The sequence below is a fragment of the Mycobacterium sp. genome (genome assembly GCF_049278535.1).
In the GTDB taxonomy this organism is placed as follows: domain Bacteria; phylum Actinomycetota; class Actinomycetes; order Mycobacteriales; family Mycobacteriaceae; genus Mycobacterium.
Genome location: NZ_JBAPMI010000032.1, coordinates 1 through 13486, shown reverse-complemented (window position 1 = coordinate 13486; position 13486 = coordinate 1). Strand labels below are relative to the sequence as shown.

The following is a 13486-nucleotide window of genomic DNA, read 5'->3' as shown; positions in this document are numbered from 1 at the left end:
GGACGGACGAACCTCTGGTCCACCAGTTGTCCCACCAGGGGCACCGCTGGATAGCCACGTTCGGACAGGATAACCGCTGAAAGCATCTAAGCGGGAAACCCCCTCCAAGACCAGGCTTCTCACCCATTAAGTGGGATAAGGCCCCCCGCAGACCACGGGATCAATAGACCAGACCTACACGCCCCGCAAGGGGTTCAGGGAACTGGCACTAACCGGCCGAAAACTTACACACAAACCTCGCAACCACACACAACATCCACGAACGCTTGAACAACAAGCATTCACACCCCACCACCAATAACAACTCCCCCCACACACAACACGGGGGCACTCACAAAATAGAGTGAATAAAGTTACGGCGGTAATAGCGACAGGGAAACGCCCGGACCCATCCCGAACCCGGAAGCTAAGCCTGCCAGCGCCGATGATACTACCCACCAGGGTGGAAAAGTAGGACACCGCCGAACACACACAACAAGCCCCGTGCCCCCCAAAACCCTTGGGGGGCACGGGCATATCTACACAACGACACCCCTGCGCGACAAGTCGATCACACCGCAGCAAAGACCGTCCGGTTTGCCGGCGCCGTGCTGTAGCAGGGGCGACATCACTCAACCCGTATTCTTTGTCGGGAACATAATTCGAGGCTGAAGGGTACGAGTGGGCGAGGACACAGACGGCGAGAGGGGACGGCGACCGAAGCGATCGCCGCAACCCCGACCTTCCACTTCGGGTCCCGGTCGCGCCCGCAGGGCACAGCCCCGGCCTGGTGCCGACGATGAGGATCGCAGCGGCCCGCCTATTCCGCCTGAGATCGAGGCAAAGCAACTGGCGCCCGAAATCCGGCGCGAGCTCAGCACTTTGGACCGTCACACCGCCGACGCCGTGGCCCGTCATTTGGTCGCCGCGGGCGAGCTGATCGACGAAGACCCTGAGGCTGCGCTCAGCCATGCCCGCGCCGCACGGGCCCGCTCCGGCCGCATAGCCGCTGTGCGGGAAGCCGTCGGGATAGCGGCCTACCAGTGCGGCGACTGGTCGCAAGCCATCGCTGAACTGCGTGCGGCACGGCGAATGGGCAGCAAGTCCCCGCTGCTTCCGCTGATCGCCGACTGCGAACGTGGCCTCGGCCGGCCGGAGCGGGCACTCGAACTGGCGCGCGGACCCGAGGCGGCCAAACTCAGCGGCGACGAGGCTGACGAGATGCGCATCGTCACCGCAGGCGCACGCGCCGACCTCGGTCAGCTCGAGCAGGCCCTCAAGGTCCTGTCCACCCCCCAACCGGACCCGACACGGGTCGGCACAATCGCGGCCCGGCTGTTCTACGCCTACGCAGACACGCTGCTGGCCCTCGACCGTGGCGAGGAGGCGTTGCAGTGGTTCCTGCACGCCGCCGCGGCCGACGTCGAAGGTGTCACCGATGCCGAGGACAGAGTGAGCGAGCTAGGCTGACGTGGGAACGCTTGCGCAGCAACATGATTGTCTGCTTCTCGACTTGGATGGAACGGTGTTCCGCGGCCATGAGCTGACTGAGGGCGCCGCCGAAGCCTTGGAAAAAGCCGCGAGCAGAAAGCTATTCGTCACCAACAACGCGTCGCGCAGCGCCGACGAGGTCGCCGGTCATCTGTACGACATCGGCCTTCCGGCGACGGCCGCCGACGTCGTCACCAGTGCTCAAAGCGCCGCCCATGTACTGGCCAAACAACTGGCAGCCGAGGCGCGGGTGTTGATCGTCGGTACCGAGTCGCTGGCCGCTGAGATCGCGGCCGTCGGGCTGCGACCGGTACGCAGCTATGACGACAAGCCCGATGCGGTGGTCCAAGGCCACTCCCCGGAAACCGGGTGGGCCGTTCTCGCCGAAGCGGCGCTGGCCATTCGCGCCGGGGCACTGTGGGTAGCGGCCAATGTCGATGCCACCCTGCCGACCGAGCGCGGTCTGCTGCCCGGCAATGGATCCATGGTGGCGGCACTGAAAACTGCGACCGATGCCGAGCCGCAGGTTGCGGGTAAGCCGGCGCCGACATTACTGCTAGATGCGTTGGCGCGCGGCAACTTTCAGACGCCATTGGTGGTAGGCGACCGATTGAACACCGACATCGCCGGCGCCAACGCCGCGGAGCTGCCCAGCCTGATGGTGCTCACCGGTGTCAATTCCGCGAGCGACGCGATTCACGCCGTACCCGAACAACGCGCGACGTTCATCGGCCACGATCTCCGGTCGCTGCACCAGGATACGAATGTGCTGGCGGTGGCGGCACAGCCGGCATGGCACGTCGTCACCGATGGCTCGTCGGTGACGGTCACCAGCGCACACGACGACGCAGCTGGCGATGGACTTTCCATTGTTCGTGCCGTCGCCCACGCGGTGTGGTCGGGCGGCCTCGACGGAGCGGCCATCACGATCAAGTCCGGCGACAAGGCCGCCCAACACGCCCTGCAACGGTGGTCCCTGGCATAAATCCGATAGCGTAGAACAGCGATGAGTACCGACCCAAACGAGATTCGCGCCCGAATCGACGCCCTGCTCGCCGAGCTGCCCGATCCGGCGAACACCGAGAACCTGCCCGCCGAAGCCGATCTAGAAGAGCTCGCGCGCCGGCTGTCTGAGGCACACGACATGCTGGTGCAGGCTCTGGAGTCGGCGGAGAAGGCCTGAGTCCGCCGTGTCGCGGCGTACCCGTGTCGATGCCGAGCTGGTCCGTCGTGGACTGGCTCGCTCTCGCCAGCAGGCCGCGGAATTGATCGGCGCCGGCAAGGTCAGCATTGACGGGATGCCCGCGGTCAAGCCGGGCACCGCCGTGGCGCCGACTGCGGCGCTGAAGGTCATCGGCGAGGCGGAACGCCGCTGGGTGTCTCGTGGCGCGCACAAACTCATCGGCGCGCTCGACGCCTTCGACATCAGCGTGCACGGCCTACGTTGTCTGGACGCGGGGGCTTCGACTGGTGGATTCACCGAGGTCCTGCTGGATCGCGGCGCCCGCGAGGTGGTGGCGGTCGACGTCGGCTATGGCCAGCTGGCCTGGTCGTTGCGATCAGACCCACGGGTGACTGTCGTCGAGCGGACCAATGCGCGGGAACTCATGCTGGACACCATCGGCGGGCCGGTGGAGGCCATTGTCGCTGACCTGTCGTTCATCTCGCTGACCACAGTGTTGCCCGCGCTGACTGGATGCGCGTCGACCGACGCGGATATCGTTCCCATGGTGAAGCCGCAGTTCGAGGTGGGAAAAGGTCAGGTGGGGGCCGGCGGCGTCGTGCACGGTTCCGAGCTGCGGGCGAGCGCGGTGCTCACCGTCGCGCGTCGCGCCGAAGAGCTGGGTTGGCACACGGTTGGGGTCACCCCAAGCCCGCTCCCAGGCCCATCGGGCAACGTTGAATACTTCCTGTGGTTGCGCGCGAAAACCGATCGGGGATTGTCTGCTGATGAGCTGGAATATGCGGTCCGCGACGCAGTTGAGGCCGGTCCGAAATGACGCATGAACGCACTGTCCTACTCGTGGTGCACACTGGTCGCGAAGAAGCTACCGAGACTGCCCGCCGAGTTGAAAAAGTATTGAACGACAACAACATTGGACTTCGCGTGTTGTCCGCTGAAGCGGTCGACCGTGGGCCGTCGCAGCTGGCCCCGGACGATATGCGCGCGCTGGGCGTCGACATCGACGTCGTCGACGCTGACCCCAACGCCGCCGACGGGTGCGAACTGGTCGTGGGTCTGGGCGGCGACGGAACATTTCTGCGCGCCGCCGAGCTCGCGCGAAACGCCAACGTCCCGGTGCTGGGCATCAACCTGGGCCGGATCGGCTTCCTGGCCGAAGCCGAGACAGAGGCGATCGACAGCGTGCTCGAGCATGTGGTCGCACGCAGCTACCGGATCGAGGAGCGCCTGACGCTGGACATCACGCTGCGGGTCAAGGGTGAGGTCGTCTCGAGCGGATGGGCGCTCAACGAGGCCAGCCTGGAAAAGGGGCCGCGGCTGGGGGTGCTCGGCGTGGTCCTCGAAGTCGACGGGCGCCCGGTGTCGACGTTCGGCTGCGACGGGGTGCTGGTGTCGACGCCGACCGGATCGACGGCCTACGCATTCTCAGCGGGCGGACCCATTTTGTGGCCGGACCTGGAAGCGTTGTTGGTGGTACCCAACAACGCGCATGCATTGTTCGCCCGGCCGATGGTGACAAGTCCCGACGCCCGCATCGCCATCGAGATCGAGGGTGACGGACACGACGCGTTGGTGTTCTGCGACGGTCGCCGCGAGATGCTGGTACCGGCCGGTGCACGGTTGGAAGTGCGGCGCTGTGATGTATCGGTGAAATGGGCCCGGCTCGACAGCGCGCCGTTCACCGACCGTCTGGTGCGCAAATTCCGTCTGCCGGTCACAGGCTGGCGCGGACGGTAACGGTGCTTTCGGAAATTCGAATCGAGTCGTTGGGCGCCATCAGCGCCGCAACAGCCGAATTCGACTGCGGTCTAACGGTTTTAACTGGGGAGACCGGCACCGGCAAGACCATGGTCGTCACGGGGCTGCACCTACTCGGTGGGGCGCGCGCCGACGCCAACCGAGTGCGCTCGGGGGCTGACCGGGCCGTGGTCGAAGGACGGTTCACCACAGCCGATCTCGACGAGAAGGCGGTGGCGCAGCTCGACGAGATGCTTGATGCCTCCGGGGCCGAACGCGACGAGGACGGCAGCATCATCGCGTTACGCTCGGTCAGCCGTGACGGCCCGTCGCGGGCCTACCTCGGCGGACGGAGCGTTCCCGCCAAATCGTTGAGCGGGTTCACCACCGAGCTGTTGACGCTGCACGGTCAAAACGATCAGCTGCGGTTGATGCGACCCGATGAGCAACGCGGGGCACTGGACCGTTTCGCGGCCGCCGACGGCCGGCTGGAGCGCTACCGCAAGCTGCGGGACGCTTGGCAGTCGGCACGCCGTGACTTCGTCGACCGGAGTAACCGGACCCGCGAGTTGGCCCAGGAAGCCGATCGGCTCAAGTTCGCACTGCACGAGATCGACACCATCGATCCCGCCCCTGGCGAAGACGATGCGCTGATCGCCGACGTCCGCCGGCTCTCGGAGCTGGATGCGCTGCGCGAGGCGGCGTCCGGGGCGCGCGCCGCGCTGGCCGGGGCGGGCGACGAGGCCACCGTTGACCCCGCCGGGCAGTCCGCGTCGGCGACCGACAATCTGGCGCGCGCCAAGACGGCGTTGGAGTCGACCGATGACGCAACGCTGCGCGGATTGGCCACTCAGCTCGACGAAGCGCTCACGGTGGTCGGCGATGCCGCGCGTGAGCTCGGAGGTTACCTGGGCGAACTGCCCGCAGACGCCAGCACGCTGGACGCCAAGCTCGCCCGGCAGGCCGAGCTGCGCACGCTGACGCGTAAATATGCGGCCGACATCGACGGTGTGCTGCACTGGGCCGGCGAAGCGCGAGATCGGCTGGCGCACTTAGACGTTTCCGAAGAGGCGCTGGCCGGCCTGCAGCGCCGCGTCGACGAGTTGGCGGTCCAATTGGCCGATGCGGCAAGCGAACTCAGTAAGGTGCGCAGCCAGGCCGCCAAGCGGCTGGCCAAAGAGGTCACCGGTGAGCTGTCCGGGCTGGCGATGGCCGACGCCGAATTCACCATCGAGGTCTCCACCATGCCGGCTGCCGCCGACGATCCGGCCGCGCTGATGATTGGCTCTGGCATACAGGCCCATGCTGGTGGCGACGGTGTCGACCAGGTCGAGTTCGGCTTCGCCGCGCATCGCGGCATGACTATGTTGCCGCTGGCGAAGAGTGCATCAGGCGGTGAGCTGTCGCGGGTGATGTTGGCCCTGGAAGTGGTTCTTGCCGCCTCCATGACCGGCACCACGATGGTGTTCGACGAGGTCGATGCCGGCGTCGGCGGCCGGGCGGCGGTGCAGATCGGTCGGCGACTGGCGCGATTGGCCCGCAACCGGCAGGTCATCGTGGTGACGCATCTGCCGCAGGTGGCGGCCTACGCCGACATACATCTCATGGTCGATAGCGTCGGGAAAAACGGGGCCAGCGGCGTACGACGCCTCGACGGCGACGACCGGGTCGCCGAACTCGCCAGAATGCTGGCCGGGCTGGGGGATTCGGACTCGGCGCGCGCCCATGCCCGAGAGTTGCTCGAGGCCGCGGACTGTGACCGTATTGCGACCTGAATACCGCATCCAAGCCTGTGACAGATGTGACAAGATATAACTTCTGAGGCTCTTGTTACGGCGCGCCTCCCCGCTCCGGCTTCGGTTCACCGACAGAATCGCCTCCATGAGCGTGACCACCACCTTGTCTTCGTTGTTGTCCCGCAATACCTCGCGCCCCGGCGTCGTCGGCACCGCGCGGGTCGACCGCGACATCGACCGACTGTTGCGGCGGGTGTGCCCCGGCGACATCGCGGTTCTGGACGTGCTGGACCTGGATCGGATCACGGCCGACGCGCTCGTCGACGCCGAGATCGCTGCCGTCATCAATGCATCCCCGTCGGTGTCGGGCCGCTACCCCAACCTTGGGCCCGAGGTGCTGCTGGCCAACGGTGTCACCCTCATCGACGAAACCGGCACCGACGTTTTCAAGAAGGTCAAAGACGGCACGAAAGTGCGTCTCTACAACGGCGGCGTGTACGCCGGGGATCGCCGACTGATCCGAGGCACCGAGCGCACCGACCAAGAGATCGCCGAGCTGATGCAGGAAGCCAAGAGTGGATTGGTCTCCCACCTGGAAGCGTTCGCCGGCAACACCATTGAGTTCATCCGAAGCGAGAGCCCGCTGTTGATCGACGGGATCGGCATTCCCGACGTCGACATCGACCTGCGCCGTCGCCACGTCGTCGTGGTCGCCGATGAGGAAGATGCCGCCGATGACCTCAAACGGCTCAAGCCCTTCATCAAGGAATATCAGCCGGTCCTGATCGGAGCCGGCACCGGCGCAGATGTGTTGCGCGACGCCGGATACCGCCCGCAGCTGATTGTCGGCGATCCCAGCAACCTGAGCACCGAGGTTCTCAAGAGCGGAGCACAGGTCGTGCTGCCCGCGGACGCCGACGGCCACGCGCCGGGCCTGGAACGCATCCAGGACCTCGGTGTCGGCGCAATGACCTTTCCCGCCGCGGGCTCCCCGGCTGACCTGGCACTGCTGTTGGCCGACCACCACGGCGCCGCGCTGCTGGTGACCGCAGGCCACCGGGCGAACATTGAGACGTTCTTCGACCGGACGCGTCAGCACAGCAACCCCTCGACCTTCCTCACCAGATTGCGGGTCGGGGAGAAGGTCGTGGATGCCAAAGCCGTTGCCACGCTGTACCACAGTCGGATTTCCGGTGGAGCGATCGCATTGCTGATCTTGACGATGCTGATCGCGGTCATCGCCGCGCTGTGGGTGTCGCGCACCGACACCGTGGTCTTGCATTGGGCCGCCGAGTACTGGCATCACTTCTTGATCTGGCTGCAGCGCTTTATCCATTAGGACGGTGGCGACGTGATATCTCTACGTCAGCACGCTATTTCGCTGGCGGCGGTGTTTCTCGCGCTGGCCGTCGGAGTAGTGCTCGGCTCAGGGCTCCTCTCCAACACGATGCTGTCCGGATTGCGTGATGAAACACGGAATCTGCACAACCAGGTCAACACGCTCAACAACGACAAGAATGCTCTGAACGGAAAGCTTGGCTCTAGCAACGCTTTCGACGCGCAGATGGCCGGCCGGATGGTGCATGACGCGCTGAACGGCAAGTCGCTGGTGATCTTCCGCGCTCCCGATGCGAAGGACGAGGATGTCGACGCGGTGGCGAAGATCATCACCCAAGCCGGGGGAGCGGTCACCGGCACCGTCGCGTTGACGCAGGAATTCGTCGACGCCAACTCCGCAGAGAAGCTGCACTCGGTGGTCAACGCCTCGGTCCTGCCCGCGGGTGCCCAGCTGAGCACCAAGCTGGTCGACCAAGGTTCTCAAGCCGGCGATCTGCTGGGTATCGCCCTGTTGATCAATCGGGATCCCGCGGTCCCGCCGGTTGACGACGCGCAGCGCGACACTGTGCTGGCGGCGCTGCGCGACACCGGCTTCATCGGGTACGGGAACCAGCACGTCGGCGCGGCGAACGCCGCCGCGGTCATCACCGGCGGCTCGCTCGGCAACGACGCCGGCAATCAAGGCGTCAGTGTGGCCCGGTTCGCCGCGGCGCTCGCGCCGCACGGGTCGGGCGTGGTGCTGGCCGGGCGCGAGGGCTCATCGGACGGCCCTGCTGCGGTCGGGGTGGCCCGCGCCGACGCCACCGTAACCCCGGTGATCAGCACTGTTGACGACCTCGACATCGAATCCGGTCGCATCACCGCAGTGCTCGGCGCCGCCGACCTGATCAACGGCGGTCGGACCGGCCAGTACGGCACCGGTCACCGCAATACCGGGCTCACAGTTGTGCAGTAGCCGCGCCGCCGGGCGTGTTCGCGACGAGGTGGCGCAGTGTTTGTTAGGGTGGGTTTCCGTGGGTCGGCAGGCCCAAAGCTGGAAAACAGCCCTCACCAGAGGCTAGCCCTGCGCCGTCTTCACGGAGGTCGCCACATTGCGAAAGCATCCGCAGACCGCCACCAAGCATCTCTTCGTCAGCGGCGGGGTCGTTTCGTCGCTCGGTAAGGGACTGACCGCGAGCAGCCTGGGGCAGCTGCTGACCGCTCGCGGGCTCCAAGTGACGATGCAGAAGCTCGATCCCTATCTCAACGTCGACCCAGGCACCATGAATCCGTTCCAGCACGGCGAGGTGTTCGTCACCGAGGACGGCGCCGAGACCGACCTCGACGTCGGTCACTACGAGCGCTTCTTGGACCGCGATCTATCCGGTTCGGCGAATGTCACCACCGGACAGGTGTATTCGACCGTCATCGCCAAGGAGCGCCGCGGCGAATACCTCGGCGACACCGTGCAGGTCATCCCGCACATCACCGACGAGATCAAGCGTCGCATCCTGGCGATGGCCGAGCCGGACGCCGACGGCAACCGGCCTGATGTCGTCATCACCGAAATCGGCGGGACCGTCGGCGACATCGAATCGCAGCCCTTCCTCGAAGCCGCCCGCCAGGTTCGCCACGACATGGGACGAGAGAACGTCTTCTTCCTGCATGTGTCGCTGATCCCGTACCTGGCGCCGTCGGGAGAACTGAAGACCAAGCCGACTCAGCACTCGGTGAACGCGCTGCGCAGTATCGGGATCACTCCGGACGCGTTGATCCTGCGCTGCGACCGGGACGTGCCCGAACCACTGAAGAACAAGATCGCGCTGATGTGTGACGTCGACATCGACGGCGTCATTTCCACGCCGGACGCACCATCGATCTACGACATCCCGAAGGTGCTGCACCGCGAGGAGCTTGACGCCTACGTCGTCCGCCGGCTCAACCTGCCGTTCCGCGACGTCGACTGGACCGAATGGGACGACCTGCTGCGCCGGGTGCACGATCCGCAGGAGACCGTGCGAATTGCGTTGGTGGGCAAGTACATCGACCTCTCCGACGCCTATCTTTCAGTGAGCGAAGCTTTGCGGGCCGCCGGATTCAAGCACCGGGCAAAGGTGGAAATTCGCTGGGTGGGCTCCGACGACTGCGAAACGCCGGGCGGAGCCGCGTCGGTGCTCGAGGACGTCCACGGTGTGCTGATCCCCGGCGGGTTCGGCATCCGGGGAATCGAGGGCAAGATCGGCGCAATCAGGCACGCCCGTTCCCGCGGGCTGCCCGTGCTGGGGCTCTGCCTGGGCATGCAGTGCATCGTGATCGAGGCCGCCCGGTCCGTGGGTCTTGCGAACGCCAACTCGGCCGAGTTCGATCCGGACACCCCGGACCCCGTCATCTCCACGATGGCCGATCAGCAGGAGATCGTCGCCGGCGAGGCCGACCTCGGCGGCACCATGCGGCTGGGGGCTTACCCGGCAGTGCTCGATCCGGGTTCCATTGTCGCCCAGGCATATCAGTCGACCGAGGTGTCGGAGCGGCACCGTCACCGCTACGAGGTCAACAATGCTTACCGCGATCGCATCGCTGAGAGTGGCCTGAAATTCTCCGGGACCTCGCCCGACGGGCATCTGGTCGAGTTCGTCGAGTATCCGCCGGAGATGCATCCGTTCGTCGTCGGCACCCAGGCTCATCCCGAACTGAAGAGCCGGCCGACCCGTCCGCATCCACTGTTCACCGGCTTCATCGGCGCAGCGATCGAATACAAGGCGGCTGAGCGCCTGTCTCTGGAGATGCCCGAGCGACGGGCCAACGGCAGCGAACAACACGATGGGGCAGAGTCGTCGCTGCCCGAGCCTGAACCTGTTCCCCGTGGGTGAGCACGTCTTTGAGACGACTTCGTCTGAAATCCTGCATGCCGGAAAGATTTTCGCGCTGCGGGCCGATCGTGTTCGCATGCCCGGCGGAACAATCGTGACGCGAGAAGTCGTCGAACACTATGGCGCTGTGGCGATCGTCGCGATGGATGCCGACTGCCGAATCCCGATGGTCTACCAATATCGCCACGCCCTGGGTCGGCGGCTATGGGAGTTGCCCGCCGGACTGCTGGACGTCGGCGGTGAAGCGCCGCATCTGACCGCCGCCCGGGAGCTTCGCGAGGAAGCCGGCGTGCGGGCGGAGACCTGGCAGGTATTGGTCGACCTTGATTCCACGCCCGGCTTCAGCGACGAGTCAGTCCGGGTGTTCCTGGCCACCGGCCTGACCGACGTCGACCGACCTGAGGCGCATGACGAAGAGGCCGACCTGACCGTGAGCTGGTATCCGATCGCCGAGGCCGTGCAGCGGATCTTCAGCGGTGATATCGTCAATTCCCTTGCGGTTGCCGGGATTTTAGCGGCATATGCGGTCAGCGAAGGCATCGCCGAGCCGCGGCCGGTGGACGCACCCTGGATCGACAAGCCGACGGCGTTCAGTGCACGAAAGGCCACCGGGTGACGACCCTGGCGCCGCCGCTGGAGGGCCAGCTGCAGGGATACCTCGATCACCTGACGATCGAGCGTGGAGTCGCAGCCAACACGCTGAGCTCCTATCGCCGCGACCTGCGCCGCTACTTCGAGCACCTGACGGCCCGCGGCGTTGACGACTTGGCCAAGGTCAGCGAAGACGACGTCAGCGAGTTCCTGATGGCGTTGCGGCGCGGTGATCCGGAATCCGGCGTCGCGCCTTTATCGGCGGTGTCGGCGGCCCGGACCCTGATCGCGGTCCGCGGTCTGCATCGGTTCGCCGCGGCCGAAGGCCTGGCCGAATTCGACGTCGCGCAGGCGGTCAAGCCACCAACGCCTGGTCGGCGGCTACCCAAAAGTCTCAGCCTCGACCAGGTACTCGCCCTGTTGGCCGGCGCGGGCGGCGACAGTCCGTCGGACGGCCCGTTGACGTTGCGTAACCGCGCACTGCTCGAACTGTTGTACTCCACTGGCGCGCGCATCTCGGAAGCGGTCGGACTCGACGTCGACGACATCGACACGCACGCCCGATCGGTGCTGCTGCACGGAAAGGGCGGCAAACAGCGGTTGGTGCCGATAGGTCGGCCCGCCGTGCAAGCGCTGGACGCGTACCTAGTGCGAGGGCGATCCGAGTTGTCGCGCCGCGGTCGCGGTACGCCCGCCATTTTTCTCAACGCCCGCGGCGGCCGGCTGTCGCGTCAAAGCGCCTGGCAAGTGCTGCAGGACGCCGCGGAGCGAGCCGGCATCACCGCCGGGGTATCACCGCACACGTTGCGGCATTCATTTGCGACGCATCTCTTGGAGGGCGGCGCCGACGTCCGCGTGGTGCAGGAATTGCTGGGCCACGCATCGGTGACCACGACGCAGATCTACACCATGGTCACCGTGCACGCGCTGCGCGAAGTGTGGGCCGAGGCCCACCCGCGGGCGCATTAGCCGCCCAGGTACTCCGACTCGAGGACCAGATCCGAGATCAAGGTCTGATACTCCAAATGCGCCTTATGCTCGACCGTTTCCCACAGCGTGCCCTGTTGCTGTCGCATGTATTCGCGGTATTTCGGGGCACCTGGCACCTTGATGTTGTCGGCCATCACGATCGAGCCCTTATGCAGCCATCCCCGGTCGAGAATGCTCTGCAGGTCCCGCAGATAGGCAGCCTTATCGTGGTCCAGAAATACGAAATCGAGTGCGCCAGAAGTGAACCCGTATTCGCCGGCCAGCGCATCCAACGTGTGTCCGCCGTCGCCGATGGTGCCGACCACGCAGGTGACTCGATCAGCCACCCCGGCGTGCGCCCAGATCTGACGTGCGTTGGCGGCATTGGCCTCGGCAAGCTCGACCGAATACACCTTGGCCGTCGGCGCCGCCCGGGCAATGCGCAGCGCCCCGTAGCCGCAGTAGGTGCCCAACTCGAGCGCCAGTTTCGGGTCGGCCCGCCGGACCGCGGCGTCCAGCAGCACGCCCTTCTCGTCGCCGACGTTCATCAGGATCGACTTTTCGTAGCCGAATCGGTCGATGGTGGCCAAGACGTCGTCGATGTCTCCCGCGCGAGCGTGGGTCAGCACATAGTTGACAACAGCGGCTTCGCGCCCGTCTCCCATTTGGCCCGTCGTGGTGAGATTGCGGACGCCGGTTGTCGCCATCCGCCAGAACGACCACCGCAACAGGGGAATGCGCTGCTTCAGACTCATGGACGCCACACTAGCCCGCTTGGCGTTCAAACCGGGCTGCCCTTAAATTCGCTGGTGACGTTGTTGCGGGTCTCCCGGCAGGAGCGCGTAGACCCGTTAGACTCTCCTGCGATGTCCGCCAATTCCCGACCGCCGCGCACGCCGAGGCGATCCACGCTGCCGAGCCGCAGCCGGGTATGAGCGACGACGCCGACAGCGGCACCGAAGTCGGCCTGACCGGGCGCCCACCACGGGTGATCCCCGAACCCAAGCCGCGCACCTCGCACGGACCGGCCAAGGTCGTGGCGATGTGCAACCAGAAAGGCGGCGTGGGCAAGACCACATCGACGATCAACCTCGGCGCCGCGCTGGCCGAGTATGGCCGCAGGGTGTTGTTGGTGGATCTGGACCCGCAGGGCGCGCTGTCGGCAGGTCTGGGTGTGCCGCATTACGAGCTGGAGCACACCGTCCACAACCTGCTGATTGAGCCGCGGGTGTCGCTCGACAACGTGCTGATGCACACGCGAGTCAAGAATCTGGACCTGGTGCCGAGCAATATCGACCTGTCGGCCGCGGAGATCCAGCTGGTGAACGAGGTTGGCCGCGAGCAGACGCTGTCCCGCGCGCTGCACCCGGTGCTGGACCGTTACGACTACGTCCTGATCGACTGCCAGCCGTCGCTGGGCTTGCTGACCGTAAACGGCCTGGCCTGCTCCGACGGCGTCATCATCCCGACCGAGTGCGAGTTCTTTTCGCTGCGCGGTCTGGCCTTGCTGACCGACACCGTCGAGAAGGTGCGCGACCGGCTCAATCCGTAGCTGGACATCAGCGGCATCCTGATCACCCGCTACGACCCGCGAACAGTGAACTCCCGCGAGG

The 13486-nt window shown here is 65.8% G+C and carries 12 protein-coding genes, 2 rRNA genes and 1 pseudogene; 14 read left to right on the top strand and 1 reads right to left on the bottom strand.

What is annotated here, in order from left to right; translation table 11 throughout:
* The 13 genes from WAO18_RS01940 to xerD form a co-directional block, all read left to right on the top strand.
* Positions 1 to 232, top strand: a 23S ribosomal RNA gene (locus tag WAO18_RS01940); the annotation flags it as partial.
* A gap of 122 nt (positions 233 to 354) precedes the next feature.
* Positions 355 to 467: ribosomal RNA gene (gene rrf / locus WAO18_RS01935) — 5S ribosomal RNA — on the top strand.
* Positions 468 to 660: 193 nt separating this feature from the next.
* Positions 661 to 1449, top strand: a complete 789-nt coding sequence (locus tag WAO18_RS01930) for a tetratricopeptide repeat protein (RefSeq protein ID WP_422203422.1) — start codon at positions 661 to 663, stop codon at positions 1447 to 1449.
* Between the two features lies 1 nt (position 1450).
* On the top strand, positions 1451 to 2455 hold the full coding sequence (locus WAO18_RS01925) for an HAD-IIA family hydrolase (RefSeq protein WP_422203420.1): 1005 nt from the start codon (positions 1451 to 1453) through the stop codon (positions 2453 to 2455).
* Between the two features lie 21 nt (positions 2456 to 2476).
* The gene (locus WAO18_RS01920) at positions 2477 to 2653 is read left to right on the top strand and encodes a hypothetical protein (protein WP_422203419.1); all 177 of its coding nucleotides are present in this window, start codon (positions 2477 to 2479) and stop codon (positions 2651 to 2653) included.
* A gap of 7 nt (positions 2654 to 2660) precedes the next feature.
* Positions 2661 to 3470 carry a TlyA family RNA methyltransferase gene (locus tag WAO18_RS01915; RefSeq protein WP_422203417.1) on the top strand — a complete coding sequence of 270 codons (810 nt, stop codon included), beginning with the start codon at positions 2661 to 2663 and terminating at the stop codon, positions 3468 to 3470.
* A complete protein-coding gene (locus WAO18_RS01910; RefSeq protein WP_422203416.1) occupies positions 3467 to 4390 on the top strand; it encodes an NAD kinase in 924 nt (307 codons plus the stop codon). Before WAO18_RS01915 ends, WAO18_RS01910 begins: the two co-directional genes overlap by 4 nt.
* Positions 4391 to 4392: 2 nt before the next feature.
* The gene (gene recN, locus WAO18_RS01905) at positions 4393 to 6165 is read left to right on the top strand and encodes a DNA repair protein RecN (RefSeq protein ID WP_422203414.1); all 1773 of its coding nucleotides are present in this window, start codon (positions 4393 to 4395) and stop codon (positions 6163 to 6165) included.
* A gap of 106 nt (positions 6166 to 6271) precedes the next feature.
* Positions 6272 to 7465, top strand: coding sequence for a putative cytokinetic ring protein SteA (steA, locus tag WAO18_RS01900; RefSeq protein WP_422203413.1), 1194 nt, complete (start codon positions 6272 to 6274; stop codon positions 7463 to 7465).
* 12 nt (positions 7466 to 7477) lie between these two features.
* Positions 7478 to 8419 (top strand): copper transporter, encoded by a 942-nt coding sequence (locus WAO18_RS01895; RefSeq protein WP_422203411.1) that lies wholly within the window; start codon positions 7478 to 7480, stop codon positions 8417 to 8419.
* A gap of 136 nt (positions 8420 to 8555) precedes the next feature.
* A complete protein-coding gene (locus WAO18_RS01890) occupies positions 8556 to 10313 on the top strand; it encodes a CTP synthase (protein ID WP_422203409.1) in 1758 nt (585 codons plus the stop codon).
* Entirely contained in the window at positions 10306 to 10929 is a 624-nt protein-coding gene (locus tag WAO18_RS01885) for an NUDIX domain-containing protein (protein ID WP_422203408.1), read from the top strand. Before WAO18_RS01890 ends, WAO18_RS01885 begins: the two co-directional genes overlap by 8 nt.
* A complete protein-coding gene (gene xerD / locus WAO18_RS01880) occupies positions 10926 to 11873 on the top strand; it encodes a site-specific tyrosine recombinase XerD (protein WP_422203406.1) in 948 nt (315 codons plus the stop codon). Before WAO18_RS01885 ends, xerD begins: the two co-directional genes overlap by 4 nt.
* Here the strand turns inward: xerD and WAO18_RS01875 are convergent.
* On the bottom strand, positions 11870 to 12628 hold the full coding sequence (locus tag WAO18_RS01875; protein WP_422203405.1) for an O-methyltransferase: 759 nt from the start codon (positions 12626 to 12628) through the stop codon (positions 11870 to 11872). The genes xerD and WAO18_RS01875 overlap by 4 nt on opposite strands.
* Before the next feature lie 176 nt (positions 12629 to 12804).
* Between WAO18_RS01875 and WAO18_RS01870 the strand changes: the two are divergent.
* A pseudogene (locus WAO18_RS01870) lies at positions 12805 to 13486 on the top strand (ParA family protein); the annotation flags it as partial.